29 protein-coding genes are annotated in these 26,726 nt (G+C 47.3%); 25 read left to right on the top strand and 4 right to left on the bottom strand.

Annotated features, from left to right (window positions below):
* Positions 1-8 precede the first annotated feature (8 nt).
* The 8 genes from HW560_RS02235 to HW560_RS02200 all read left to right on the top strand — a co-directional run bounded on the left by HW560_RS02235 (position 9) and on the right by HW560_RS02200 (position 7,362).
* Complete coding sequence (locus HW560_RS02235; RefSeq protein WP_179261845.1) at positions 9-743, top strand: class I SAM-dependent methyltransferase; 735 nt, start codon at positions 9-11, stop codon at positions 741-743.
* Between the two features lie 175 nt (positions 744-918).
* A complete protein-coding gene (locus HW560_RS02230) occupies positions 919-1,497 on the top strand; it encodes an RNA polymerase sigma factor (protein WP_257031619.1) in 579 nt (192 codons plus the stop codon).
* Positions 1,494-2,762 (top strand): hypothetical protein, encoded by a 1,269-nt coding sequence (locus HW560_RS02225; RefSeq protein WP_179261843.1) that lies wholly within the window; start codon positions 1,494-1,496, stop codon positions 2,760-2,762. The genes HW560_RS02230 and HW560_RS02225 overlap by 4 nt, the downstream gene beginning before the upstream one ends.
* Before the next feature lie 60 nt (positions 2,763-2,822).
* Positions 2,823-3,281 carry a 2-thiouracil desulfurase family protein gene (locus HW560_RS02220; RefSeq protein ID WP_090904259.1) on the top strand — a complete coding sequence of 153 codons (459 nt, stop codon included), beginning with the start codon at positions 2,823-2,825 and terminating at the stop codon, positions 3,279-3,281.
* Positions 3,282-3,551: 270 nt separating this feature from the next.
* Positions 3,552-4,229 (top strand): NAD(P)H-dependent oxidoreductase, encoded by a 678-nt coding sequence (locus tag HW560_RS02215; protein ID WP_179261841.1) that lies wholly within the window; start codon positions 3,552-3,554, stop codon positions 4,227-4,229.
* Positions 4,230-4,376: 147 nt separating this feature from the next.
* Positions 4,377-4,688, top strand: a complete 312-nt coding sequence (locus HW560_RS02210; protein ID WP_063567799.1) for an ArsR/SmtB family transcription factor — start codon at positions 4,377-4,379, stop codon at positions 4,686-4,688.
* 164 nt (positions 4,689-4,852) lie between these two features.
* Positions 4,853-5,887, top strand: coding sequence for an LLM class flavin-dependent oxidoreductase (locus HW560_RS02205; RefSeq protein ID WP_179261839.1), 1,035 nt, complete (start codon positions 4,853-4,855; stop codon positions 5,885-5,887).
* Between the two features lie 314 nt (positions 5,888-6,201).
* The gene (locus HW560_RS02200) at positions 6,202-7,362 is read left to right on the top strand and encodes an AI-2E family transporter (protein ID WP_179261837.1); all 1,161 of its coding nucleotides are present in this window, start codon (positions 6,202-6,204) and stop codon (positions 7,360-7,362) included.
* A 139-nt stretch (positions 7,363-7,501) separates the two neighbouring features.
* Here the strand turns inward: HW560_RS02200 and HW560_RS02195 are convergent, their stop codons facing one another.
* Complete coding sequence (locus HW560_RS02195) at positions 7,502-7,873, bottom strand: ArsR/SmtB family transcription factor (RefSeq protein WP_053779670.1); 372 nt, start codon at positions 7,871-7,873, stop codon at positions 7,502-7,504.
* Positions 7,874-8,136: 263 nt separating this feature from the next.
* Here HW560_RS02195 and HW560_RS02190 point away from each other — a divergent pair, with 263 nt between their 5' ends.
* The 7 genes from HW560_RS02190 to HW560_RS02160 all read left to right on the top strand — a co-directional run bounded on the left by HW560_RS02190 (position 8,137) and on the right by HW560_RS02160 (position 16,264).
* On the top strand, positions 8,137-10,518 hold the full coding sequence (locus tag HW560_RS02190; protein WP_179261835.1) for a heavy metal translocating P-type ATPase: 2,382 nt from the start codon (positions 8,137-8,139) through the stop codon (positions 10,516-10,518).
* A gap of 78 nt (positions 10,519-10,596) precedes the next feature.
* A complete protein-coding gene (locus HW560_RS02185) occupies positions 10,597-10,956 on the top strand; it encodes an SdpI family protein (protein ID WP_179261833.1) in 360 nt (119 codons plus the stop codon).
* A 246-nt stretch (positions 10,957-11,202) separates the two neighbouring features.
* The gene (locus HW560_RS02180) at positions 11,203-11,643 is read left to right on the top strand and encodes a helix-turn-helix domain-containing protein (protein WP_090999248.1); all 441 of its coding nucleotides are present in this window, start codon (positions 11,203-11,205) and stop codon (positions 11,641-11,643) included.
* A gap of 261 nt (positions 11,644-11,904) precedes the next feature.
* The gene (locus HW560_RS02175) at positions 11,905-13,125 is read left to right on the top strand and encodes an MFS transporter (RefSeq protein WP_179261831.1); all 1,221 of its coding nucleotides are present in this window, start codon (positions 11,905-11,907) and stop codon (positions 13,123-13,125) included.
* Positions 13,126-13,144: 19 nt separating this feature from the next.
* Positions 13,145-13,567 (top strand): universal stress protein, encoded by a 423-nt coding sequence (locus HW560_RS02170; protein WP_179261829.1) that lies wholly within the window; start codon positions 13,145-13,147, stop codon positions 13,565-13,567.
* A gap of 90 nt (positions 13,568-13,657) precedes the next feature.
* Positions 13,658-15,082 carry an aldehyde dehydrogenase family protein gene (locus tag HW560_RS02165; protein ID WP_179261827.1) on the top strand — a complete coding sequence of 475 codons (1,425 nt, stop codon included), beginning with the start codon at positions 13,658-13,660 and terminating at the stop codon, positions 15,080-15,082.
* A 366-nt stretch (positions 15,083-15,448) separates the two neighbouring features.
* The gene (locus tag HW560_RS02160) at positions 15,449-16,264 is read left to right on the top strand and encodes a MerR family transcriptional regulator (protein WP_179261825.1); all 816 of its coding nucleotides are present in this window, start codon (positions 15,449-15,451) and stop codon (positions 16,262-16,264) included.
* Between the two features lie 154 nt (positions 16,265-16,418).
* On the opposite strand, the gene HW560_RS02155 is transcribed toward HW560_RS02160, so the two are convergent.
* Positions 16,419-16,907, bottom strand: coding sequence for a GAF domain-containing protein (locus HW560_RS02155; RefSeq protein WP_175382173.1), 489 nt, complete (start codon positions 16,905-16,907; stop codon positions 16,419-16,421).
* 186 nt (positions 16,908-17,093) lie between these two features.
* Here HW560_RS02155 and HW560_RS02150 point away from each other — a divergent pair, with 186 nt between their 5' ends.
* The 5 genes from HW560_RS02150 (at position 17,094) to HW560_RS02130 (ending at position 20,697) form a co-directional block, all read left to right on the top strand.
* Positions 17,094-17,390: a hypothetical protein gene (locus tag HW560_RS02150; protein WP_179261823.1), complete on the top strand. Its 297-nt coding sequence runs from the start codon at positions 17,094-17,096 to the stop codon at positions 17,388-17,390.
* 197 nt (positions 17,391-17,587) lie between these two features.
* Entirely contained in the window at positions 17,588-18,160 is a 573-nt protein-coding gene (locus tag HW560_RS02145) for a GNAT family N-acetyltransferase (RefSeq protein WP_179261821.1), read from the top strand.
* Positions 18,161-18,364: 204 nt separating this feature from the next.
* A complete protein-coding gene (locus HW560_RS02140; protein ID WP_256222442.1) occupies positions 18,365-19,873 on the top strand; it encodes an MDR family MFS transporter in 1,509 nt (502 codons plus the stop codon).
* Between the two features lie 118 nt (positions 19,874-19,991).
* Positions 19,992-20,480: a hypothetical protein gene (locus HW560_RS02135; RefSeq protein ID WP_179261819.1), complete on the top strand. Its 489-nt coding sequence runs from the start codon at positions 19,992-19,994 to the stop codon at positions 20,478-20,480.
* A 31-nt stretch (positions 20,481-20,511) separates the two neighbouring features.
* Positions 20,512-20,697, top strand: a complete 186-nt coding sequence (locus HW560_RS02130) for a hypothetical protein (protein WP_179261817.1) — start codon at positions 20,512-20,514, stop codon at positions 20,695-20,697.
* A gap of 89 nt (positions 20,698-20,786) precedes the next feature.
* Here the strand turns inward: HW560_RS02130 and HW560_RS02125 are convergent, their stop codons facing one another.
* Entirely contained in the window at positions 20,787-21,248 is a 462-nt protein-coding gene (locus HW560_RS02125; protein ID WP_062326256.1) for a MarR family winged helix-turn-helix transcriptional regulator, read from the bottom strand.
* Positions 21,249-21,590: 342 nt separating this feature from the next.
* Here HW560_RS02125 and HW560_RS02120 point away from each other — a divergent pair, with 342 nt between their 5' ends.
* Positions 21,591-22,907 carry an MFS transporter gene (locus HW560_RS02120; RefSeq protein WP_179261815.1) on the top strand — a complete coding sequence of 439 codons (1,317 nt, stop codon included), beginning with the start codon at positions 21,591-21,593 and terminating at the stop codon, positions 22,905-22,907.
* Positions 22,908-23,053: 146 nt separating this feature from the next.
* Here HW560_RS02120 and HW560_RS02115 read toward each other — a convergent pair whose 3' ends face one another.
* The gene (locus tag HW560_RS02115) at positions 23,054-23,299 is read right to left on the bottom strand and encodes a hypothetical protein (protein WP_257031613.1); all 246 of its coding nucleotides are present in this window, start codon (positions 23,297-23,299) and stop codon (positions 23,054-23,056) included.
* Between the two features lie 299 nt (positions 23,300-23,598).
* Here HW560_RS02115 and HW560_RS02110 point away from each other — a divergent pair, with 299 nt between their 5' ends.
* The 4 genes from HW560_RS02110 (at position 23,599) to HW560_RS02095 (ending at position 26,722) form a co-directional block, all read left to right on the top strand.
* Positions 23,599-24,330 (top strand): ABC transporter ATP-binding protein, encoded by a 732-nt coding sequence (locus tag HW560_RS02110; RefSeq protein WP_179261813.1) that lies wholly within the window; start codon positions 23,599-23,601, stop codon positions 24,328-24,330.
* Between the two features lie 21 nt (positions 24,331-24,351).
* Positions 24,352-25,602: an ABC transporter permease gene (locus tag HW560_RS02105; protein WP_179261811.1), complete on the top strand. Its 1,251-nt coding sequence runs from the start codon at positions 24,352-24,354 to the stop codon at positions 25,600-25,602.
* A gap of 75 nt (positions 25,603-25,677) precedes the next feature.
* Complete coding sequence (locus HW560_RS02100; RefSeq protein ID WP_179261809.1) at positions 25,678-25,908, top strand: ribbon-helix-helix domain-containing protein; 231 nt, start codon at positions 25,678-25,680, stop codon at positions 25,906-25,908.
* 13 nt (positions 25,909-25,921) lie between these two features.
* Positions 25,922-26,722, top strand: a complete 801-nt coding sequence (locus HW560_RS02095) for an alpha/beta fold hydrolase (protein ID WP_179261807.1) — start codon at positions 25,922-25,924, stop codon at positions 26,720-26,722.
* Positions 26,723-26,726: the final 4 nt, after the last annotated feature.

The raw sequence follows: 26,726 nt of genomic DNA, 5'->3' as shown, positions 1-26,726 counted from the left end.
CGCCAATTATGAAGCAAAACAAATACGATGAAGCCGAATTTTTCGGCAATTACAGTCAGATGGCCCGATCAACCCAAGGGCTGGAGGCTGCTGGCGAGTGGCATGAACTGCAAACGATGCTGCCTGAATTAAATGGCAAGAACGTACTGGATCTGGGGTGCGGCTTTGGTTGGCACTGTCGATATGCAAGTGAGCAACAGGCAAGTTCTGTGGTTGGCGTGGATTTGTCTGAAAATATGCTGCAGCGGGCATGCGAGATGACGGATGATCCTCATATCGAGTACCAGCGCATGGCGATTGAGGATATTGATTTTGTACCCGGACAATTTGATGTGGTGATCAGCTCACTGGCTTTGCATTATATCGAACGTCTGGATCAGGTATACGCCAAAATCAATGCATGTCTTGTCCAAGGAGGTACTTTTGTCTTGTCTGTGGAACATCCTATTTTCACGGCGCGGGCGGAGCAGGACTGGCATTATGGATCTCAGGGTGAAATACTGCATTGGCCTGTGGATCATTATCAGGAGGAAGGGCAGCGGATAGCGAACTTTCTGAATCAGGACGTGGTGAAATACCATCGGACAATGGCGACTCATCTGAATGAATTGATTCAAGCTGGTTTTATCATTCAACAGGTAGCCGAGTCCAAGCCATCTCCTGAGATGATGGAGCAGGTTCCCGGTATGCGAGACGAGAATCGTCGACCGATGTTTCTGATGATTGCCGCGGTTAAGGCTTGAGCAGCAGCTTTTGGCATCAACATGAAGTTTATAGGTTTTATACTCGGTAGACCAGCGCGTTCAGTACATCTGGACCTTGCTGGTTTATTTTATTTTGCAGGATAGGGAGAAGATATAAACGATTTGGGAACCAAATGGGATTAGACGCAGTCTTATTAAGTGAGGTGAACATCAGTTGGACTATCAATATCTGGCACACGCTCAGACGATCGATAATTACACACTTAGCAGTATGATGGATGATTACGGGAACGACGTATGGAACTACGCGTACTTTCTGACCAAAAGTACAGAGCAGGCGGATGAATTGTCACAGGAGGTGTTTATCCGGGCATATTCCGGGATCGCCCACTTTCGAGGAGAATGCTCATTGAAGACATGGCTGCTGACCATTACTAGGAACACGACATTTACATACCGGAAATCTAGATTTTTTCGCAGCAGTTTATGGGGAGAGACACTGCCAATCCACACGGAACAGGTTAATGCGAGCATGAGTGAGATGAAGCCTGAAAAATTGGTTCACCCCTCTGCCGAAGCCGAGGCGATCAGCAGGGAGCACGTTCATGAAATCTGGGACATCATCATGGCTCTGCCGGACAAATTCCGGGAATTGCTTTTGCTGCATCTGAAGTATGAGCTTACAACGGGTGAAATTGCGGAAATGCTGGGCATCAGCGCAGGAACGGTCAAATCGCGACTGTCCAGGGCGAAGGCGAAGGTAAGGAAACAGTGGGAGGAGCGGAGCGAATGAAACATAAGGATGACGAATGGGAAAAAGTAGTCAGAAAGGAGCCGTTTGCGGCGTCTCCTTTTGCCGAGGAGCATAAACAGAATGTACTTCGCCAGGTAGCCTGGCTCAAATCGGGATCTGCACAGAAAATGAGTGGTGCTGGGGATAAGTCCGCCGAGCAAAAAAAACTGCCCAATCCACACAGACGTGGTCTTCGCTCCCGCAGAGCCGTTATGGCGTGCACGACGATTGCAGCCGTGGCAGCGGCGGTCATTCTCTGGAACGGACAGCTTGTGGAGCCTGTGATTGAAACAGTGTATCCCACAGCAGCGCTGCAATATACGGATGATGCCGGCATGAGCCTGCTCACAGACAAGATGAAAAGGAATGTAGCCGTCACGATGCGAGACTACCTTGGCAAACAATTACGTATAACCAAAGTGCAGGACTTGCCTGTGTCTGGAAGAGTGTCCGTCGAGGCTGGAAAAGAAGGAGATGCAGAATATGCGTTGATCTGGCTTGATGCAGCAACAGGCAATCTGCGTGAGGTGGAAATGAGACGGGAGATGGCAGCTAATGAGCTGGAGCATCGTTATTTGCGCCAGATTCCTTCACTTCTTGAAGGGATAAAAAGTGACCCTACGCTAAAACCGATCTCAGCCAGACGTTATGTGAAAATGAAGCAGGGTCAGGAAAAACCGGTATGGTTCACTACATTGTTTTTGGAAAATAGTAGGGGCAGAGGCAGTATCGAATGGACAAGGGATGAAGCAGTATCCGTTTCTGGTAGTGTGAGTTCAGATACTGTATCACAAGATTTAATAACAGAAGCCAGAATGTCGATTGAAGCCTTGTCTGGTGAGCCCGCACCTGATTTGAAAAATATAATTTTTGAACAAAATGGCAAGACGCTTGAAGATACAACGGACCTGTATTTTGGAGATCGTTATTTAGTAAGTAGAATTGGTGGGATGTTTAGCGATAAATATACTGTTATGGATTTCCAGAGGGAGATTCCAGACCTTGAAACTCGGGAAGAGTATGAACTTTACTTTGAGAAGTTACGTAACATGAAGGAAAGTGTAATCAGGCAGAACGCAGCACCAGTAATCAAACAAATATTCAAAATCGACCTTGATCTATATAAACTTGAAAGAGATCCAAATACGCCTGGAATGGTCACATTCCGTTCAGCAGAGACAGAGGTTTACCATACTTTTAAGGTTCGATATGAAGAAGATGCACGGATTACGATGATCACAATAGATGCCAATGCCAACCTCTAAAATTTGATTTCATATGGTACAATCAATTTAATAGATGATTGGCGCATAAGGAGCATAACGATGAAATATTTAGTGAGTTCATGTCTTGCTGGCGTAGCCTGCCGTTACAACGGAACAGCGAGTCTGGATGCAAAGATTCAAGAGCTTGTGGAGCAGGAACAGGCGAAGATGGTCTGCCCGGAGCTGCTTGGAGGATTTTCCACCCCGCGGGAGCCGGCTGAAATTATCGGCGGTACGGGTAAGGATGTGCTGGCAGGTACAGCCAAGGTAATGGAGAAGAGTGGCAAGGATGTGACGGATCTGTACATTAAAGGAGCCTATCAGACACTTGAATGGGCACAAAAACTGGATGTCACCTGTGTGGTGCTCAAAGAATTCAGTCCTTCCTGCGGTACACAGATGATCTACGATGGGAATTTTGCTAACCACAAAGTCGCGGGCGAAGGGGTTACGTCTGCTTTGCTGCGGCAAGAGGGATTTACGGTTATTTCGGAAAATGAGTTCATGGAACAGTTGTAATTCTCGTAAATAATCATCTCTGACACGAATGACAGGTAAGTCGCCTTGGGGAGCAGCAGATCCATGGCGACTTGTTTTTTTGTTACAACAGGTTATGCAACCGACCGTTGAAAACCTTGTTAGATAACAATAGTTACTTTTATGAACTAAGAAACATTATTGTGCGTACTTTTATATTTTGATTATAGAATCTAAAATAACACTCAGGTATTCGGTTTAGACAATGACCATGAATATAAACATAAATAAGAAAAAAGGATGTGCAGGCATATGGAACAATCGGCAAAAGCTATTACGAAAGAAAACGTCTTGAACGCTTACCATTTTCGGCATGCAACCAAACAGTTTGATGCTTCACGTATCATTTCGGAAGAAGATTTTGAGTTTATTCTTGAAACAGGACGATTGTCACCAAGCTCAATTGGTTTGGAACCATGGAAATTTCTGATTGTGCAGAACCCGGATTTCCGCAAGCGTCTGTCCGAAGTTGCTTCCGGGGCTCAGAAACAATTGGCGGCGGCAAGCCATTTTATGGTCATTCTGGCGCGATCCGATGCGAGTTATAACTCGCCATACGCGGAATATATGCTGAAAGAAATCAAAGGCATGCCGAATGACGTTTTTGAGTTGACCCGTGAAGCTTATGGCAAATTTCAAAAGAACCAACGAATGCTTGAGAACCCGCGTACTTTATTTGACTGGGCGTCCAAACAGACTTATATCGCTCTCGGTAATATGATGACTGCGGCAGCGCTGATTGGTATCGACTCCTGCCCGATTGAAGGATTTATCTATGAAGACGTACATCGTATTCTGGAAGAGGAAGGACTGTTAGAGGATGGAGTATGGGATGTATCCGTCATGGCTGCCTTTGGTTATCGGGCGGAAGATCCGCCACGCGAAAAATCCCGTCAGTCTCTGGATAAAATCACGCAGTGGATTGATTAAGTTTACCAGTCATTGCGGGAACAAGTAAAAGCAACGGTCAGCACCAAGTTCTAAACGTATACACATGCATATATTGGCAGGCTGGTTCATTCGTCGAATCGGTCTGTTTGGTTTGCAAAATGAAAGAAAGGCGGTATAATCTTACCCATGGAACCTATACTCATATTCAAAGCATTATCCAACGAGACACGTCGACAGATTCTGTTGTGGCTCAAAAACCCGGAGCAGCACTTTCCACCGCTGGAGTTATCCCAGCATCCGGATGCAGGCAAGAGTGGCATATGTGTTGGAACGATTCAGGTGAAGGCCGGACTGGCTCAATCCGTTATATCCAGCTATCTGCTGACTATGCTGAAAGCCGGGTTGCTGATCTCCGAGCGCAGGGGACAGTGGACGTATTATCGCCGCAACGAAGAAACCATTCGTCAGTTTGCCGAGTACGTACAGCACGAGTTATAAGCCGGACGCCGAGACGGAAGCAAGAATGCAGGTGCAGGCGGGTATTCCGTCCGGATGCAAACGGCTTGAGGAGCAGTACGGATACATCATTTTTTTGCGCTTTTACATCTATATATCTGGATATACAAAAATAAAAATATACACACAGAGGAGAACTTTCTATCATGTCTACCGAAAACACAGCTTCATCCCCCAAAAAACATATTAACGACGTTAAATTGTCCATTCTGGATTTGGCTCCTGTCGTAGTAGGTGCCACACCTGCGGATGCGCTCCGCAACAGTCTGGATCTTGCTCAGCACGCAGAGCGTTGGGGATATCACCGTTACTGGGTAGCGGAACACCACAACATGCCAGGCATTGCTTCTTCCGCGACCTCGGTTGTTATTGGTTACCTTGCGGGTGGAACGAAGACTATTCGTCTCGGTTCTGGTGGTATCATGCTGCCTAACCATGCGCCGCTTGTCATTGCCGAGCAGTTTGGTACGCTGGAGTCACTTTATCCAGGCCGTATAGACCTTGGGTTAGGCCGTGCGCCAGGTAGTGACCGTCGTACGTCTCTTGCTTTACGCAAAGACCTGAACAGCGGTGAAGATTTCCCTGAATTGCTGGCTGAGCTAAGAGCATACTTCGATGCTTCTGCTACATCGTATCACGCGCCTGTTCGCGCTGTACCCGGAGAAGGATTGAATATCCCGATTTACCTGCTTGGCTCCAGTGATTTCAGTGCTCGTCTCGCCGGACAGCTGGGATTGCCGTTTGCTTTTGCCAGCCACTTCTCACCGGATTACACTCGGATTGCACTTGAAACGTATCGGAGCAGCTTCCAGCCATCCGATTACTTGAAGGAGCCCCATGTTATTGTGGGTGTAAATGCAGTCGTTGCGGATACCGACGAAGAAGCTGCATGGCTTGGTACGACGATGCAGCAGCAGTTCCTGAACATTATTCGTGGCACAACCGGGTTGGTGCAGCCACCAGCTGATATGGAAGGCAAATGGACGGATCGTGAGAAAGTTGGTGTAGAACAGACGCTGAAAGCAGCAGTGAACGGTTCTCCGGAAACCGTGCGTGGTCAACTGGAATCATTTATTGCTCAGACCCAGGCGGATGAGCTGATTATTACGTCGATGATCTATGATCATCAGGCACGCCTGCACTCGTATGAGCTGATCGCTCAACTGGCGGGAAAAGCATAAACAAAAGCATAAACGCAACAGCGGACGTGAACATAAGGCTTGGATGCCGCTGACATTATAACGGTTTGTCTCTTCGGAGACGAGCCGTTTTTGGTAGGGATATTTTTCAAAGGAATCGTATGGGGCAGAAGGTTCTTTTTAGGGTAAAATGAACTTACCTGTCTAATTTGAAACGGTTAAATAGCGCCATACGTATAAACTCAGTGTGTTATACATATGTTGGCTTGTACAAGCTACTTTTTGTACAGTCAAGAAACATGCAGGTTTACAGCTTATGCTTTGATAAAGGATACATGAGAGAGGAAGACACGCCTATGGAGCAACCTGAGCAACCTCGTATTTGGCCGGATCGGTTTAAACGATTTTTTCTGAATAACAAGTTCGTGCTTTTCCTGTTAATTCTGCTGCTGGTAGGATTGAACGTGATGGTTCTTACCAAAGTATCTTTTGTTTTGCACCCGCTCGCGGTGCTGATCAAGACGATTGTGCTGCCGATTATTCTGTCGGGTATTCTCTATTATCTGCTGAATCCGATTGTGGATGTCATGGAGAAGTGGAGGATCAAGCGTGGCTGGTCCATTCTGATCTTATATCTCGCTATCGGGGGTATTCTGACAATCGTCGTGCTGGCAGTCATTCCGGTCGTACGTAACCAGATTACGAGTCTGATTGAAAATTTTCCAACTTACAGTGAGACGGTCAAACAGCAGTTTGAGCAGCTTACGGGCAGCAAACTGTTCGGTCAGTTCCAGGAGACAGTGAATCTGAATTCTCAGGACTGGTGGGGTACGATCTCCCAGAAAGCCACGGACATTCTGAACTCGACCTGGACCAAATTGGGCGGATTCCTCGGAGCGTTCACCGAGACGGTGCTGTCCATTGTAACGGTTCCGTTTATCCTGTTCTATCTGCTGAAAGACGGCAAGAAACTTCCGTCCAAAATTTTATCTTTCCTGCCAATCAAGAGCCGTACAGGTGCAATGCATGTGCTGGAAGATATCAATCACCAGATTAGTTCGTTCATTCGTGGACAGATTATCGTCAGCTTCTGCATCGGTATTCTGCTCTACATCGGGTATATGATTATTGGTCTGGACTATGCGCTGATTCTTGCGATTATCGCATCGTTCACGAGTGTTGTACCTTACCTGGGACCAGCAATTGCGATTACGCCTGCGTTGATCGTGGCTCTGGTCACTTCCCCGGTGATGCTGCTGAAGATGGTAGCGGTGTGGACGATCGTGCAATTAATTGAGGGTAAATTCATCTCACCTCAGATTATGGGCAAAACGCTCAAGATTCACCCCATCACGATTATCTTTGTCATTCTGACTTCAGGCAATCTGTTCGGTGTGGTGGGCATTCTGCTGGCCGTTCCCGGATACGCGGTGCTGAAAGTATGTGTGTCGCATATCTTCAACTGGTTCAAGGAAAGATCCGGCCTGTATGATCCGAAGAATAACAATCTACTGTAACAGGAGTAGGCAAGCCCATAGCTAGAGAATGATAAACTCTTTTTTCTGGCAAAACGGTGCCCTTATTCAACAGAACCCCCGTCCATCGGCTAACAGCCGAGAGGCGGGGGTTCTGTTGTGTGAACAGGCAGGCTGATGCCTAGCCATGTTTAATATGTTGGAGCGTCTGCAGGAAGATCTGTTCAATGTGTGCATCATCCAGAGAATAATACACAGTCTTGCCTTCTTTGCGCCGCTTGACAATCCGCATGTTGCGGAGTGACCGCAGCTGGTGCGAAATGGCCGACTGTCCCATATCGAGCAGCACCGTCAGATCGTGCACACATAATTCCTTCTGCAACAGCGCATCAATAATACGAAGCCGTGTCGGGTCGCTGAAAGCCTTGAACCAATCAGCCATCTCGGAAGAGGTCTCGCGATCCATGAGAGAAGCACGAATGGTTTGCACGTCAGCCTCTGTTCCAGAGCAGGCCGCGTCGCATTCGGCTGGAGCTTTAACCGGTTGTTCCATTTCCTATCACCACCTATGTTAACTCAACCTTTGATTTGATCAAATGTTTTTCGATAAGCCTATTATATCCAAAAAACGTCTAAAGCGAAATAATTACTATTAGCATATTCTGTATGAAAAATCAACTGGAATTGTTGACACTCATGTTTAAGCGTGCATATAATAGGGTTAACAAAACATATGAATGATTGCTCATATATTGATTTAAAATCAAAAAAATTACGGATAACTTTGTCTTACGTACTGCAAAGGGGAGAGTTCACATGGGAACCGGACAGGAACAGGTGAAAAGGGAACTGCTGCTGGATGGATTGGATTGCGCGAACTGCGCATTGAAGATTGAGAATGGCGTCAAAAAAATTAAAGGCATTACCGATTGCTCGGTCAATTTTGTGACCAAAACCTTATCCATGCACACCACATCCGATATGGATGAGCAGGTGGTGGAAGAAGCGAAACGCAAAGTGCTTCGGCTGGAACCGCATATTCGCATCTCGGAAAAAGGAAAATCATCACAAGGCAGTCGTGGTGCTGCTGATTCAATAAATCACGCCAACGGCAATGTGCACGCCCATGCAGGCAGCGGGGCTCACACGCATGAGCATACGCCGAGTGGACACGATCATGCCGGTCACTCCCATGACCATGATCATGCACATGACCACGTTCATCATCACGGAGCCCAAGATCACACGCATGATCATGGAAGTCATGCTGGACATGATCACGGTCATGCAGATAGTCACAATCATGACGCGCATGCCGGACACTCGCATGAACATGGCGCTGGGCAGACAAAGGTGCTGCTGGCACGTTTGGCGGCAGGGTCCATTTTGGTAGCAGCCGCGATCTGGTCTCCGCTGGAAGGATGGGCGCAACTTGCACTTTATGTTGTCGCTTATCTGATCGCAGGGGGAGATATCGTTCTCCAGGCGTTCAAAAATATCATTCGAGGTCAGGTATTCGATGAATACTTCCTGATGTCCGTGGCCACCATCGGTGCTTTTGCCATTGGTCAATATCCTGAAGGTGTTGCAGTTATGCTCTTCTATCAGCTCGGTGAGCTGTTTCAGGGGCTGGCGGTTAATCGCTCAAGGAAGTCGATCCAGTCGCTGATGGATATTCGCCCGGACTATGCCAATATGCTGATTGGCGCGGGAGAAGAGACCAAGCGAGTGTCGCCGGAAGAAGTACGTATTGGAGATCGAATCGTGGTTAAAGCGGGTGAGCGAGTACCTCTGGACGGGATCGTTAAGGCAGGTCGCTCCATGGTGGACACTTCCGCCCTGACAGGTGAGTCCGTTCCGCGTGAACTGGAACCCGGCAGTGATGTACTGAGTGGATTTGTGAACAAAAACGGAATGTTAACAATTGAAGTAACAAAAACTTTTGGTGAATCGACGGTATCCAAAATTCTGGACCTGGTGCAGAATGCGAGCAGCCGCAAAGCCAAAACGGAGCATTTTATTAGCAAATTCGCCCGTTATTATACACCGGTTGTCGTCATTCTTGCCGCATTGATTGCGCTTGTTCCGCCGCTGGTGCTCAGTGGTGCGACATTCACCGATTGGATCTATCGTGCACTGGTCTTCCTCGTGATCTCTTGTCCGTGTGCGCTGGTCGTTTCCATTCCGCTTGGTTTTTTCGGTGGCATCGGAGCTGCCTCGCGTAACGGGATACTCATCAAAGGAAGTAACTACCTTGAAGCATTGAACGATGTCAAAGTCGTTGTTTTCGATAAAACGGGTACCCTAACTAAAGGTGTATTCAAAGTTACAGCTATTCGCCCTGAAGGCGGGCGTACGGAAGATGAATTGATGGAGCTTGCTGCAATTGCCGAGGCTCATTCCAATCATCCGATTGCTGAATCCATTCGCGCAGCTTGGGCGAAAGATATTCGGACCCAGGGTGTGGATGATTACGATGAGGTTGCAGGGCATGGCATCAAGGTCAGTGTGGATGGACGTGAAGTGCTTGCAGGTAACGCCAAATTGATGGAACAGGCAGGTATCTCCTACACGACTCCGCAAACCGTGGGTACGGTGGTGCACATTGCCGAATCCGGTTCATATGTCGGTCACCTGATCATTGCCGATGAGGTGAAGGATGATGCAGCGGCAGCCATTCAGGCACTCAAGAAGCTCGGTATTCGCAAAACGGTCATGCTGACCGGGGATGCCAAGGCTGTTGGTGAAGCTGTAGGGCGTGAGCTGGGTGTCGATGAAGTATACGCTGAGCTGCTGCCACAGCATAAGGTCGAACAGCTGGAGCGGCTCGAAGCTGCCAAATCACCGAAAGAGAAAATGGTGTTTGTCGGTGATGGTATTAACGATACACCAGTTCTGGCGCGTGCCGATGTAGGTGTAGCGATGGGTGGACTTGGTTCGGATGCCGCGATTGAAGCGGCAGACGTTGTCATCATGACGGATGAACCCTCCAGACTTGCAAGTGCGATCCGGATTGCAAAACGGACACGAACCATTGTCTGGCAAAATATCGGTTTTGCGTTGGGTGTCAAAGCGATCTTCCTGCTGCTGGGTGTATTCGGCATTGCCACCATGTGGGAAGCGGTATTCTCTGATGTTGGGGTGACCGTGCTGGCTGTCCTGAACGCCATGCGTGTACTGCGGGTGAAGGACATTTAAGTTTTACGAAACGATCCGGACGGCTCTTCGTATATACGTTTAATTGCACATTGAAAGTGAAGAGAAGGGGAGAACATTGTGGCAGGAGCAATTGTTGGGATTATATGCGGAGTGTGCTATTTCATTTTGGGATTAATGGTGTACAAAAAGCCGCCGAAAAGGATTAATGGCATATATGGTTATCGTACTCCGCGAGCAATGAGTCATCCCGATTTATGGGAAGAAGCGCAACGTTATAGCGCCAATCTGATGATGCAGTTTGGTGTGATTATTACGGTATTCGGCATAATCGGTTTTTGGCTTACGGATGTACGAGCTTTGGTTCTAAGTCTTGTGGCTACAGGATTCTATACATTCAGGCTGTTTACCAGAGTCGAAGGCCGTTTGAAGCAAATGCAGCGTGTCCAGCAACAGGAGCAGAAGGAGCAAGGCGCTTAGGGGCACAATGTGAAATTGCACCTGAACGAAGATCCGCGAGAGCGGATCTTTTTTGCATCTTATAGAGGCGAAGGATAACAGAGATCTGCTTTTAACAACGTGTTGTGAAAATTAAAACTGCAATAATTTATTCTTGTTTGAGCCATACTACATATTCAAGTCCAAAATCTGACGTTGACGTTAACGTTAATAATATATATAATTATGTACATAACATTATAGACATATGAAAGTGAGGTGAAGGAAATGAGTTTATATAAAATCGATGACGTAGCCAAGGAATGTGGTTTGACCAAACGTACCATTCGGTATTACGAAGAGATCGGTGTTATGCCTTCACCTCAGCGGACGGACGGTGGCACACGATTATACACTCGGGAAGATATCGATTATCTCAAAAAGGTGGTTCGGGCGAAGGAAGTTCTTGGTTTCTCGCTTCAGGAGCTGCATACCTATGTGGCAACGGCGGATGCGCTGAACGAACAGCGTTTTGACTACCAGCAGACCACTGAAGTGAGGGAACGGATCGAGAAGCTCACCAAGATGGAAACGACGTTGGATGACCAGCTGCAATTGATCGAGCAGAAACTTCAGAGCATTCACGCCGTTCAGGAGGAACTTGAGGAATTACGTGAACGGGTTCAGAACGGCATTCGACGATTAGAAGGGCATGAGAACGACACATAAATGAGCATTTTGCATAAATCCAAAGAGCGTGTTCCAATCAGCATGATATAGATCGAAATGCTTTTATTCGTCTATATCATGTACCCGAAGCGAATGCATCGAATTATGCAAAATGCTAAATTAGTATTCCACGATAAGCACCGGGAGATCCGGTGTCATTTGTGCCGTTTTCTTACCTATATTTCTGAAAATAAAAATGATAATTTCATTGTTTTTCACAATTACTTCACAACATAAATCATGAATCAGGAGGAATTACGTATGAAAAGAGAACCCTCACTACCTGACGAATTGACGTCATCTCGTGGAGGACTGTTATCCCAGCCCAGAGCGGTATGGGCAGTGGCCTTCGCCTGTATCATCTCCTTTATGGGATTAGGATTGGTCGACCCGATTTTGCCTGCGATTGCAGATCAGCTGCATGCTTCCAAAAGCCAGGTATCTTTATTGTTTACAAGTTATAACGCAGTTACGGGGGTAGCCATGCTGATTACAGGTGTTGTATCCAGCCGGATTGGAGTGAAGTGGACACTGCTCAGCGGGATTCTGCTGATCATTGTTTTCTCTTTCCTCGGCGGGACCTCTGACACTGTAGGTGCGCTCGTCGGATACCGTGGTGGTTGGGGACTAGGGAATGCGCTGTTCATCGCAACTGCATTATCCGCTATTGTAGGACTGTCCACTTCGGGGACAGCCAAAGCGATTATTTTATACGAAGCAGCGCTTGGTCTGGGGATTGCCGTTGGTCCATTGCTCGGTGGTGAACTGGGTTCCATCTCATGGCGCGGCCCGTTCTATGGTGTAGCTGTTCTGATGGCGATTGCTTTTATCAGTATTACGTTTATGCTGCCTAAGATGGCCAAACCGAAAACGCGCAGTTCCTTGTCCGATCCGTTCAAGGCTCTGGGTTATCCTTCACTGAAAACATTGGCGATTACGGCCTTTCTGTATAACTTTGGTTTCTTTACCTTAATGGCTTATTCACCTTATGTCATGAATCTGGATGAGCACGGACTCGGTTATGTATTCTTCGGTTGGGGTTTGATGCTGGCGATCACGTCTGTCTTTGTCGCACCAAGGCTGCAACGTCGATTCGGATCGGTTCCTTCCATGAGCGTTATGCTGACCCTGTTCGCCATTGATTTGCTGGTGATGGCGGTGGGTACGGTGATGGGATCATCCACAACGGTTATTGTGGCTGTTATCGTTGCCGGGATTTTCCTCGGGATTAACAACACATTAATTACAACAGCAGTTATGGAAGCTGCACCTGTGGAACGTTCTGTGGCATCGGCTGCATACAGCTTTGTTCGGTTCCTTGGAGGTGCGCTGGCACCTTGGCTTGCTGGTAAATTGTCCGAGTGGTTCCTGCCGGAGACACCGTTTTATTTTGGCGCATTGATGGTTCTGATCGGGGTCGTTGTGCTTCTGGTACGCCGCAGACATCTGCGTGATATCGATGCTGCCATCACGCATCATTAATGAACAGGAGGAATGGAAAATGCTGAAACGAATATTGGTTGCTGTCGATGGGTCGGATCATGCACACAAGGCTTTGGAGCAAGCTGTTGATCTGGCAGAAAGTTTGAAACAACCGGCTTCCTTGATCATCGTACATGTTAATCCTTCGATCTCGCTGAATGAGCCCGCACTGGGTGTGGATCTGGAAGCGCGGATCGCTGAAGAAGGGCAGCATATTATACAACCTGTTAATGAATTGTTAGCTGCTCGTTCTGTTCATTATGAAACGTTGCTGATTGCTGGTGATCCCGTGAATGAGATCTGCCGTGTAGCCAAGGATAGAGACTGTGATCTCATTGTAATGGGGACGGCCGGGAAAAGCATGCTCGCTGAAATCGTGGTGGGAAGTGTCAGCCACGGCGTCTTGAAACATGCAGGATGTCCGGTGATGACTGTCAAATAGAGGTATGACTTTCTTGTGTTGATGATGCTAAAGTGGTGTATAAATAGGTATGGGATAACGCTGCGTTAAACATGAATGGAGGATACAACCATGAAAAAACAACATCTGTTCATCGGGGGCAAGCCCACCGAATCAGTAGACTATATAGCACTTCAGGCACCGTACTCGAAAGAAACATTGGCAGAAGTATCTTCTGCGTCAGCGGAGGAAGTCGAAGCAGCGATTGCCGCCGCAGTTCAGGCGGGCAAAGAGATGCGCAGAATGCCTGCCCATCAGCGTGCAGACATCCTTTACAAGCTGTCCGCCCTGCTGGAAGAGCGGAAGGAAGAAGCAGCACGAATCATTGCGCTGGAGGCAGCGAAGCCGATTACTGCGGCACTGGCCGAGGTTGATCGTACGGTGGAAACGTATCGTTTCGCCGCAGAAGAAGCCAAGCGGCTCACCGGAGAGACGGTTCCTATGGATGCAGCCAAAGGCGGAGAAGGACGCATAGGATACACGATGCGGCAGCCTTTGGGCGTTATTGGAGCCATTACGCCGTTTAATTTTCCGATGAACCTGGTGGCCCACAAAGTAGGACCAGCGCTGGCAGCAGGCAATACGATTGTGTTGAAACCTGCGGAGCAGACACCGTTGTCTTCGTATTATATTGCCAATTTGCTTCAGGAAGCGGGATTACCGGATGGCGCATTGAATGTGGTGAGCGGTGACGGCAAAACGATCGGTGATGTACTTGTAGAGCATACTGACGTGGCCCATATTACGTTTACAGGCAGCCCTGCTGTAGGTACCAGCATTCGCAGCAAAGCCGGACTGAAACGCGTAACATTGGAGCTGGGGTCCAATGCAGCCGTCATTATAGATGCGGATGCCAATTTGGATAAGGTGGTACCGAGATGTGTGACCGGGGCTTTTACTTACCAAGGTCAGGTATGTATTTCACTGCAGCGAATCTATGTGCATAGCGCGATTGCGGATGAGTTCATTCGTCGTTTTGCAGAAGCAGCCCAAAAAGTCGTAGTTGGAGACCCGTTGAATCCGGATACCGTTGTCTCTGCGCTCATCACATCCAAAGATGTACAGCGTACGCTGGATTGGATCGATGAAGCGAAGCAGGCAGGCGCTGAGGTGGCGACAGGTGGCGAAGCCGAGGGAGGCGTATTGCGTCCAACCGTACTGATTAACGTTCCGCGAGATGCCAAGGTGTCTTGTCAGGAGGTCTTTGCCCCGATCGTTGTCATTAATTCGGTGGATTCGGTTGAAGAAGGCATTGAGCATGTGAATGATTCCATCTACGGGCTTCAGGCAGGTGTGTTTACCAATGATATTCATACTGCATTGCATGCAGCGGACCACATCGAAGCTGGCGGCGTGATGATTAACGATATTCCCACTTTCCGTGTGGATCATATGCCTTATGGCGGTGTGAAGCAGAGCGGGATGGGACGTGAAGGTGTTAAATATGCCGTAGAGGAAATGACCGAATTGAAGTTTGTCATGTTTAACAAGAATTAAGATCCAACCGTGAGACGATGGATATTCGAGATAAAATAGAAACTGGTGATCCTGTGCCCAAGTTAGCGGGTACAGGATTTTTTCTTTTTCTGCGTTCAGCCCATACCGTAAAAAAATACATAGCCTTTCTTTATTAACCCCGGGTTCACATCTGATGAGAAGGGTATAAATACTTATCATACCGCAAATCTACCAATGACATGCCGTTCATATCACCGAAGCGTTGTGTATCCATCCAGAGAATGAACGGATTACTGGGGTACAGAATTGATGGAAGTCTTATAATATCTCACTTAAATTTAAATAAAATGCAGTATGAACAAGCCTGAACCTTGGAGTTACAGGCCAGACAGGAGGTGTATTCCAATGGCATATTCCATGGTTGATGTATCCGGGATGTCCGGTGTAAGTCTGAGTGAATTGGGACAGTATGCAGAGAAAGGTCTGCTGAATCCAGCCTTCGTGGGTCAAGATGAGGATATCTACTATGAGAAGCCGGAGCTGCTGAGACTACAGCAGATTCTGTTCTGTAAAGAAGTAGGCATGGAGGAGGAAGAGATTGGCCCCATGCTCAGGGATACTCCCCGGGACATGATCCGTATTATGCAGCAGCATCGGATCGAGATGCTGGAGAAGGCACTTCATCTCCACGGAATGATTCAGACACTGGACAAAACCATCTCTTACTTACGTGGAGAGCAGGAAATGGATGAGTACGAACTGTACGCCGGGTTTTCAAGGAAGGGGCGTCACCAGCTTCTGAATGAACCGATCTCTGACCGAGCGCCAAAGAATGACTATTCTGAACGGATGCATACAGAGAACAGTCAGAACTACAACGCCAATTCACCGGAGCAGTCCAAAATGCCTGATGGTCAGGAGATGAAGACGAAGGAAGATTTTCTCGATTCACAGGCGAAGATTGATCGAATTCACTTGGACTTGCAGGACGCTATTGAAGAAGGGTTAGAACCCGGCAGCCCGGAAGTACAGCAGATTATTGGCAGACATCTCGATTGGATCAAGGATTATTACACCCCAACAGCAGAGATTTACCGGGATTTGGCCAATCTGTACGTCGAGCACAAAAATTTTCGTCAGATGTATGATGGCTACCACCCCAAGCTGGCCGAGTTTTTGCGAGACGGGATGATGATTAAGGCGGAACAGGATTTATCCTAGCTGCATAAAGTATCTTGGGCGAGCAGAACATGGGTGTGAAGAAAAATAATCATAACAAAGAGCGCAGATCCTCTAGGAGAGTGCGCTCTTTGTTATTGCATATCATCGTATGACCGATGAACTCTGCATCGGCTTAAGACCTTATTTCAGGCAGTTAGGATAATTCCAACTGCTCTGTGATCAGGCTTACCGCCTTTTCCAGAAAGATGCGGTCTTCGTCGTCAAAACGGTTTTTGAGCGGGCTGTCGATGTCGAGCACCCCGTACAATTCGCCGTTTTTGATAATGGGTACAACGATTTCACTGTTCGATGCGGCATCACAGGCGATATGGCCTGGAAAGGCATGAACATCTTCAACGACCATCGTACGTCGCTCCGCAGCAGAAGTGCCGCATACACCGCGCCCAAGTTGAATACGGATGCAGGCAGGCAGTCCCTGGAATGGACCGAGTACAAGTTCTTTTCCATCATACAGATAGAATCCGACCCAATTGGTGTCGGTCATAAATACATTGAGCAACGCCGCAGCGTTTGCCAGATTGGCAATAGCGCTAGGTTCATCGCGGATCAGAGCACTTAACTGTCCCAGGACGGCGGTTTGCTGCTCGCTTCGTGTTCCTTCATAAGAAACAGCTTGAAACATGATGAATCACCCTCCCGAGCAAAAATGGTACTTATTTTCAAGATAGTGCAGAGCCTGCGGTTAGTCAAGCGGAGGATTTCGGAAAGGGCAGGTCAATTATGAAATTTCCTCCTGTTTCTCATCTTCCTGGGTGGGGTAAATACTTAGCAACCACGGCGGGCTACAACCCGGGAAGGAGCTTGGCTTATGCATGCAGAGGTACAGAATCTTTTTGTACGAATTCATCTTCTATATTTGGCCCAAAATCAGGATTTAACCGTTAGCGACGCATTGCCTCTATTGGAAGAACGGGGGTATCGCGTTGGAGAACGGGAGATCAAGCAGGAGCTTGAGCATCTGACACAGGAGAACTTCCTGACCGCCCATGGAGATCAATGGAGCCTTACCGGGACAGGCATTGAGGAGTTTAAGGAAATCATAGCCGTGTTCGGCCGGGTTAGTGAAGAGTTGCTGGCGTCGGACAAGAAGACGTCTACAGCCTGAACCTAAATTCGGATAAAGTGTGCCGAAATTAGGATGTAAACTTGAGCTGTCCATACGTACAACAAGACCGGGAGGGGAAGTGGCCCGGTTTTTTGACGTGATCATGATGATTGAACAGTTGCCATTCGGTGCAGGTTATGGTTAGATGGCTATTGAATATGAGGTCTGTGGGATAGATCGGATCGGAGTGTCTTTTCATGTATAAATGCAAAGGGAGAATTCCCGAACTAGAGACAGGGCGGCTGCGTTTGCGTAAAATGCGCCGCCGGGATGCGGCCCAGATGTTTGCTTGCTGGTCTGACCGGGAAGTGACCCGTTATATGAATTTGGCGCCCATGATCGGGACAAGTGAGGCTGCGGATATGATCGGGCTGCTGAACCATATGGCAGGAGAAGAGGAGGCGATTCGCTGGGGCATTGAACTCAAGGAAACGGGCCGACTCATCGGAAGCTGCGGATATAACACTTGGCAACTTGAAGGTGCATTCCGTGGGGAGATCGGTTATGAACTGGGGCGCGACTACTGGCGTCACGGTTATATGACGGAAGCATTTTCGGTCATGTTACCATTTGGGTATGAGACGATGGGTCTCAATCGGATTGAAGCGCTGGTTGATCCGCGCAATCTGGCTTCGGGAGAGTTTCTGACGAACCGAGGCTTCACGCGGGAAGGCCTGCTGCGTCAGGTGCAGCACACGTCTACCGGGTATAAGGATATGGTGATGTACTCCCTGTTGTATGATGAGTTTTTGCGTAAGAGAGATAAATAAAGAAAGCAACGAAGGGGCAGAACAAAGCTGGAGAAGCGTAGCGTTCGCATTTATCACCGGATTTCCCCTTTGAAGGGGATGAAAAAAATCTGGGGATAACAGCGATCAAAAGGTTGTTCTGGTTCGTAGTGGGCTGTGTAAATCAATGTTCCAATTATATAGAGAATTGAAGAGAGAAGGGTTTGTGTGAATACAACAGGAGGTTTGAACCGCAGTTTCATCCTGGCGGGATTGCTGCTGGCGACTTTTTTATCTGCAATCGAAGGTACAGTGATTGGTCCGGCAGGGCCAACCATTGTCAGTGAGCTGGGAAGTGTACAGCTGTTGAGCTGGATTTTCACGGCTTATCTGTTAACGATGGCTGTGAGCACGCCGATTTTCGGCAAAATCAGTGATATATACGGACGAAAGCCAGTATTCCTGATTGGATGTGCTTTATTCTTACTGGGTTCGCTTCTTTGCTGCCTTTCGCAGAATATGGAGCAGCTGATTATTTTTCGAGCGATTCAAGGGATTGGTGCAGGTGCGGTTGTGCCTGTTACGTTTACGATTATTGGCGACATCTACCGCATTGAAGAACGGGGCAAAATACAGGGCTGGATCAGCTCCGTGTGGGGCATTTCATCTCTAGTCGGACCGCTGCTGGGCGGTTATTTCGTAGATAATCTGGGCTGGCAATGGATCTTTGGGTTCAATTTGCCGTTCGGACTGCTGGCGATGTGGTTTGTGTTTCGTTATCTGAAGGAAGAAATGTCTCCGCGTACCGCGAAAATTGACTATATGGGTGCGTTGACCTTTACCGTCGGTATTACAGCATTGCTCTTTGTATTGTCCGCGGGTGGACAGTATTATGCCTGGAGTTCTCCTATTATTGTGGGACTGAGTATTGTCGCTATTTTGTTTATGATTTTATTTTTTGTGGTGGAAAAAAGAGCCCAGGCCCCGATGGTACCGCTCCATCTATTCCGTATTCGGGACATCCGGGTGGCGAATATCGCCGGATTACTAACCAGTACCCTGATGATTGGCCTAACCAGTTATTTGCCACTATGGGTGCAGGGGGTTCGGGGCGGTAATGCGACTGAATCCGGGTTGCTGCTTGCGCCGATGTCTGTTGGCTGGCTGATCGGTAGTGTACTTGCCGGCCGTCTGTTAATGAAGATTGGATCACGCTTAACAGCGGTGATTGGCTTAACCGGGATCGCCATTGGATCGGGAGGACTTTTCCTGGTCGGTGGAACATCGCCTCAAGCCGTACTGTTTATATTGACGTTTATTTACGGACTCGGCTTCGGATTTGCTTTTACCATATTCACGATCATTTCACAGTCGTCTGTTGGGTATAAAGAGCGTGGATCTTCCACGGCGTTACATACCTTTATGCGTACGCTTGGACAAACCATCGGTGCAGCAGCCTTCGGCACATGGTTGAACTACCGGATATCCACGTTGTCGAGCGAGCAGCATCTGGCTGAGGCTGGGATTTCGGATGGGGACCTGAATCAACTGCTTGCTCCACATACGGAAGCCGCTCTGTCGGATGACAAATGGGCACTTCTGCGTAACGTGCTGGAAGGAAGTCTGCATTCCTTGTTCATCATTATGTTTGTCATTGCTATTATCTCATGGGTAACGACATTGGCTTTACGCAAACGGTTAATCGTTCCTGAAGATGCAGATGCTCCGCCGCAAGCGCAAGCTTCTGGGCAGTAAACGAAGTGAAAAGAATAATCATTGGATTAAGGCAGCTGTTTCTCAGCTGCTTTTTTGTTATTATTTTCTAGAAGGGATTATCTATAATTTACAATAATGGAATGGGAGGCGAGTTAAGATGAGTAAGCAATCCCTGAAATCGTTCCGGTATGTGCCCTTTCCAATCAAGCTGCTGGCAGTCCTTATGACTTGCATTTCACTTTCCATCGTTGTCGGACTCATGCAATATGTTCCCTTGGCGGAACGAGCGGAAGATACATATTACTATCCCTTCTGGTATACATTGATCATAAGCACTCTTATCAATTTGGCTGTTCTTCTGTTTCTGATCCTGCCTTTATCGCTATTTGTGGACCAAGTGCTTGCTTCTCTGAAAATGAACAGACCTGTATCCAAGGTAATATATACAATCGTAGCTTATTTTCTTCTTGGTGTAGGCAGTGCGCTGTTGTTCTCCATCTTTGTGTACAGAATGCATGCCTTTCAGAATGCTGGCCCTTATCAATACGTAGTCATAACAACTTTTGTTTTTTTACTGTGGCAATCAGGTCTGGGATGGATCTTGAATAGATCACGTAAGCAGAAGCAGCAGACCAGCACAGGATAATATAGATATCTCATTTGGAGTAGGGGTGAGGATGATGTTTCCCAATAATCTGAATTCGTCCAATGAAGATGAAGCCAAACGGAAGTACGAAGAGACGCAGAGGGAGGTTGAGGGTCACAGCCGCTCAGGTCTGTCCAGTTACATTGTGGATTTGCTCATTGCAGGTGGATTGGTTGTTGCTGTTCTCACGGTGTTGATGTGGATTCTGTACCTTTGATTAGATTAGTAAATAAATACGAATAACCGGTTCGCCTAAATAGGCGTTACCGGTTATTTTTAGTTTGGATCAGGTGATATGGGGCTGGCCTAGCCGTTTGCGGATAAACGATCCGCACCAAGTGCAAGCCTTTCCAACAGCTCAGAGAGCAATGTCTTGTCATCCTCGCTCAGACCGCTGACAGCACGATCTATTTTGTGAGCGTACCCTGGATAGATGTCATCCATCGTACGCTGACCTTCCTCAGTCAATTCCACGAAAATAATGCGTCTGTCCTGCGGACAGTGTTTTCGGTGTAAAAGCCCCTTTTGCTCCAGCTTGTCAATGACATATGTGACATTCCCGCTCTGTAACAGCAGTTGTGCACCGACTTGTTGAATGGGCTGTGCTCCTTTCATATATAACACTTCGAGCACTCCGTAAGCGGTGGGGTTGAAGCCATGCACTTTGCTTCCGGATACAGCGTGTTCATTCACGCTCTTAAATGTCTGGGCCAAGGTGCGGTACAGATGAAGAGAACGTTCGGTTCCGATTTCCTGTAATTCCAGCATACTGATCCCGCCTTTTCAGATTTATTGGAGTTGATGAATTTACATTTGACGATTCAGAGGTTCGCCATATTTCTATTGTAAGCACCTGTTTGCACGAAAAACATGCGATATGTCACAAGATTTGCATTTTTAGCAATTAAAATTTAATCATTTTCGTCTATATAAATTGAACTAAAGAATATTTACACTTGTAGTCAGAATTCATAAAACTCGAAAATAAGCTATGGAAAGATCATCCTGAAGGCGCCGCGGCTTCTCCGTCTCTGGCAGGAGGTGGGGGCACAGCCTGCTCTCTATAATAAATTCATATCATGAATGGGTTGAGGGCGGAGGAGAAGAAGGATGACAAGTGGATTAACGATGCAGGAACGAAGACCCCTGAAGCACAATCGATCTTTTATCACTTTGATGGCTGCGCAGGCTATCTCCAATCTGGGAGACTGGCTGCACTTGCTGGCAATCCTTACGTTGGTGGGTATTCGCTGGAATGCAACGCCATGGGAGATTACGTTTACCACGCTCTGTGCAGCATTGCCTGTCTTGCTTACCGGACCATTTGCAGGGGCGCTGGCAGACCGGGTCAATCGGAAGTGGCTGATGATCGGCGCAGACGGTGCGCGAATTGTGATCGTTGGAGGGCTCATTTTTGCCGATCAAATCTGGCATGTGTATGTATTGCTTATTCTCAAGTCTTTATTCGATGTGGTGTTCTCACCAGCCAAGAACGGCAAGCTTAAGGAAATTGTGCCGCAGGAGCAATTGGGGCAGGCAGTGTCCATCAGCTCGGTGATTGAACAGATGTCCAAAATTATCGGTCCAGCCCTTGGCGGGCTGTTGGTTGCTGCTTTTGGGATTACCTGGTGTTTCGTGTTGGATTCCGCGTCTTTTCTGATCTCAGGCATTATTTTGCTATGGATTCCTGGAGCCCGAGTGATCCAATCTGTGAATCAGAACGTAGAACAAGTAAGGGAAGAGACAGCAGGTGTTGCACAAACAGGTGAAAAAGCTACGTTTTTGAAAGATACAATGGAAGGCATCCGCATGCTCGCATCTCTTCCTCATGTGGGAACCTCGCTAGTCCTGCTTGCTTCAGCCCTTCTGTTTCTGCAATTTGCGGATTCCCAGACGGTAGTCCTGTTCAGACAGCTTCCCGGTATTTCAAGTGATCTGCTCGGATGGTGCGTCGCAGCTAGCGGTGTTGGAACGTTAATTGCAGCGATGAGTGTTCAGAAGTGGAAAAGGGCGGGGCATGTTATCAAGATGGGGCTTGGAACATCATTGATGGGTCTTGTCATTGGTGGAGTAGGAATGATCGTAGGAGTATGGCCGCATGCCGGTCTTGGCGCCAATTTGCTGCTGATATCGTTATTTGCCCTGGCGGGTGTGGGGGTTGGGTTTGCCATTGTTCCGTTCCAAATTCTACTTCAGGAACAAACACCTGAATCCATGACGGGGCGTGTGTTTGGAACGGTTGGCAGCATCATGACAGCCAGTAACATCATGGGTCCGGTGGTAGGTGGATTTTTGGTGACCTCATTCGGAGTTATTCCGGCTTTTATTAGTTCAGGCATTTTGCTGACGCTGCTTGGCGTGATTTATGTAGTGATTCGCAGGCAAAAAAAGAACGATATGGACGGGAGTCTTGCAGCAAATCCATGATAACAGGTGAGTGAAACGAGTATACAAATATGAGATTTTCACTGTAATATAAAAAAGCAGGGGATCCAGATCCCCTGCTTTTTTCGTTTATTATAAGATTATGTTATCGCACGACTGAATGGTACTTTAATATAGTTGCGATGCTTTCAAATGAGTGCTTGCCCTCTGCAATATTGATCATGAACTCTACTGCATATTGACGTTCCATTTGGAGATGGTAACCATTCAACATCAAAAACATCAAAAAAACCTTCCAGTACTTCAGGTCTCACATTTTCAGGTATTTTCAATTGTCTAACTTTTTTGAGTATAATCTCACCTTGACTGTTCTCAATAAATTCAATCTCATCACCTTGTGACACATCGAGCTTATCAATCAAAACCTTTGGCAAGCTAACGCCTAGGCTATTTACCCATTTTACCTATCTTACGAGATAAAATGTTCTTCTTAAAATTGTCCTCTTTCATTTGGGAACCACCATTCATAGTATGTTCCTCCTATCGTATGATTCAACTTAAGAAATGAATACGTAAGTAAGTATAAATGTTAGTACGTTATAACATATAACATGAATTGCAAATGTAAAATCATTATACAAAAGCTCAAAATGATCAAACAATTCCTCAAGAACTCGATTACAATATCAATATAGAACCCAACAAGCACCTGACAGGACAGGGAGTGAATGATATGGAAATCGAAAACGAAGATACAGCCGCACAGGAGTCCATACTGGACGTACATATTACGAAAGCAGGGTATGAGGCGGGTCAATCCACGATTAGGAACATCCGATTACACGTAGCGCCGGGGGAGCTGGTGGGAATTATCGGACCAAATGGGGCTGGCAAAAGCACGACCATCAAAACATTACTTGGCCTGCTTGAGCATGCGAAGTATGAAGTAACCATTGGGGGAGACGGACGCTATGCCTATATCCCGGAACAACCTGTGTTTTACGAATATATGACCCTGTGGGAACATCTCGATCTGGCAGCGGCGGCCTATGAGATGGAGGAAGAGGTCTTTGTTGCCAGGGCGGAGGAGATGTTGGTTCGTTTCGGCATGGATCACGTCCGCAATGATCTTCCGGCCAGTTTTTCCAAGGGGATGCGGCAGAAAATGATGCTGATGATCGGCTTCCTGTCCTCGCCGGATGTATATATTGTGGACGAGCCTTTCATCGGGCTGGACCCACGCGCTACCAAGGATTTTCTGAAGTTGCTGGACGATGAGCGCCGCCGTGGTGCGGGTGTTCTTATGTCAACGCATGTACTGGATACCGCTGAACGAATCTGTGATCGGTTTATTCTCATCCATTCCGGACGCTCTGCTGCTGAGGGAACACTGGACGAAATCCGTGCAGCAGCAGATTTGCCGGACGCCTCATTGTTTGATTGTTTTGACACACTGACATCCTGACCGGGAAGGGGGGGAGAAGAGATGGAGACCTCTCGAGCATACACGCCACTTGGTTTATATAGACGCAGACGCAAGGAGCACTTCAATGAACAGTTAAAAAACCTGAAACTGGTAGTAGATTGGACGGTATGGGTATACCTGCTTATTCCGGGTCTGCTGTATTTCAGCGGATGGTACGTGAGTTTATGGTCCAAACCACTGCCCTCCTGGGCGACCGGATTAACGCTGCCTATACTGACAGGGCTGATCGACATCATTATGCTTACAGGTGGAATTCTACTATTTGTAGAGGAAGCGGATGTGTTGTTCCTGAAATCAAGGTCGCTGTGGATGCGTACATTGATGAAACAAGGGATCTATCGGGGTTGCTTGCAGCATCTGGGTAAAATGATTGCAATTACGGCGTTGACCTCACCACTATGGTCCCGTGTGTATGACATGTCATTTATCCATATCGCGTTAATAGCGATTTGGTTTGGCACAGTAGCTTCATTCCAGGTCATTGTACTCCATATGACGAAAGTACGTTATACCGGATGGAGACGCTGGATTCGCATCATCCCTTTAGCAGTTGCAATGGGCATGTTCACGATTGGGGTAACATCCTGGATGCATGGACACATCTGGACACTGCTTGCAGGCATTGTAGCCGCAATCCTTCTTCTGATTACGGTTGCCCGAATGAGGCTGGAGATGAAGGGAACCTTTGAGGGTGATGTGCGTGAAGATTTACGAGAACGGCTAAAGTTTACCGCCCTTTTACTGAGCCGGTCTGTGACCAAGCCGAAAGCGCCGCGCACCCGGACGATCATATTCCGCAAGCAGCGAAAGTTGCTACGTCATCGAACCATCTCTAATCGGACAGCTGAGACGGCATTCAAAGCATTTTTTCGTAACTCCTCGACTATGAAATTGTACTTGCAGCTTGGGGGCCTTTCGATCGCTGCCGTTGCTTTGCCGCCTTTCCCGGTCAATGTAATCGTGTGTGGCTTGTTGGTCATCATGTTAAGTGTACTTTTCTATCGCTCCTGGGAGGTATTTGCAACCTCGGACTATGTTCAGCTCGTATCCTACGATTCGGAGGCGTTAAATCGTGCAGGTGTGACCATGGTACGGATGTTGTTTGTTCCGCTGGGGATTTTAATGGGATTTTCACTGGGGGCAGCTTGGCTAGGCTGGTTGGAAGGTATCGTGACGGCTGTGGCTGTCGTGGCATTCGGGCTGTTCGTCCTGTCTATAACAGGCTGGATTCGCTCCATTCGAACGGATTGAATTTCTTTTGAATAAGGTAGCAATAATTGAATGATTAATAATTCTATGCAATGATTCTGTTGGAGGAGGATGAATATGGGACAATATGGTAATACAGGTATTCCTATGGGGGTCGAAAAGCAAAAAGGAGGAGTGCGTAAGGGAGCTGGGCGCAAAAGAATAGGAATAACACGTAAAATTTCATTGACCCTGCCCGAGGAGTGCTGGAATGAGATCGACCGCTACTGCCAACGGGGAGATCATACTATATCCGAAGTGTTAAGATCACTTATTGAGGATAATCTGCATCAGGCTGATTTACTTTAATAGGAGGAGGATTATGGATAACGAGTATATCTTAAGAGCGGATGATTCGTCCTTATACTGTAAGGTCTCTGGTGAGGGTGAACCTTTTATATGCATACATGGAAATTTTAACACTCATGAAGTATGGGACAAGCAGGCTATGTTTTTCTCACGAATGTATCGAGTAATACGTTATGACCTTAGGGGTTATGGACGTTCAAGTACTCCCCGAACTAAGTTTTCCAATGTGGCTGATTTAAAAGCAGTTATGGATGCTTTACACGTTCCTAAGGCGATCCTTCTGGGTTCTTCATATGGAGGCGGAGTCGCTTTGGATTTTGCATTGGAATATCCTGAACGTGTATGTGGCCTTATACTTTCAGCTCCTTTCATTAGCGGTAATTCAATGCCTATCCAAATGATCTGGAATGGTCTGAAAAATTACCTTTCAGTACGTTTCAAGGGCAGAGAGACTGCTATCGAGTCATTTATAAAGAGTGATTTCTGGCAATACTTCATTCCCCCCATCTCAAAAAAAATGGCAAGAGATCAGATTCTAAATCAACTAAGGAATGCGGATGTATTTTGTCGCTTTGAGCCCAGATTATCATTACCTCTTAAACCTTCCGCTGTTACAAGACTTCATAAAATTATGCTGCCAACTTGTATGATTATTGGAGATCAAGATCATCCTTATAATATAAAATCTACTGATTTGTTACATACTACGTTGTGCAACTCCTCCAAAGTAGTCATGGGGGGATGCGGGCATCTTCCTTTTGTGGAGGAAGCAGATACATTTAATGGAGTCGTGATGAATTTTCTTGGAAGTTGATGTT

The organism is Paenibacillus sp. E222 (assembly GCF_013401555.1).
Classification (GTDB): domain Bacteria; phylum Bacillota; class Bacilli; order Paenibacillales; family Paenibacillaceae; genus Paenibacillus.
This window is presented reverse-complemented; position numbering and strand designations above follow the sequence as displayed.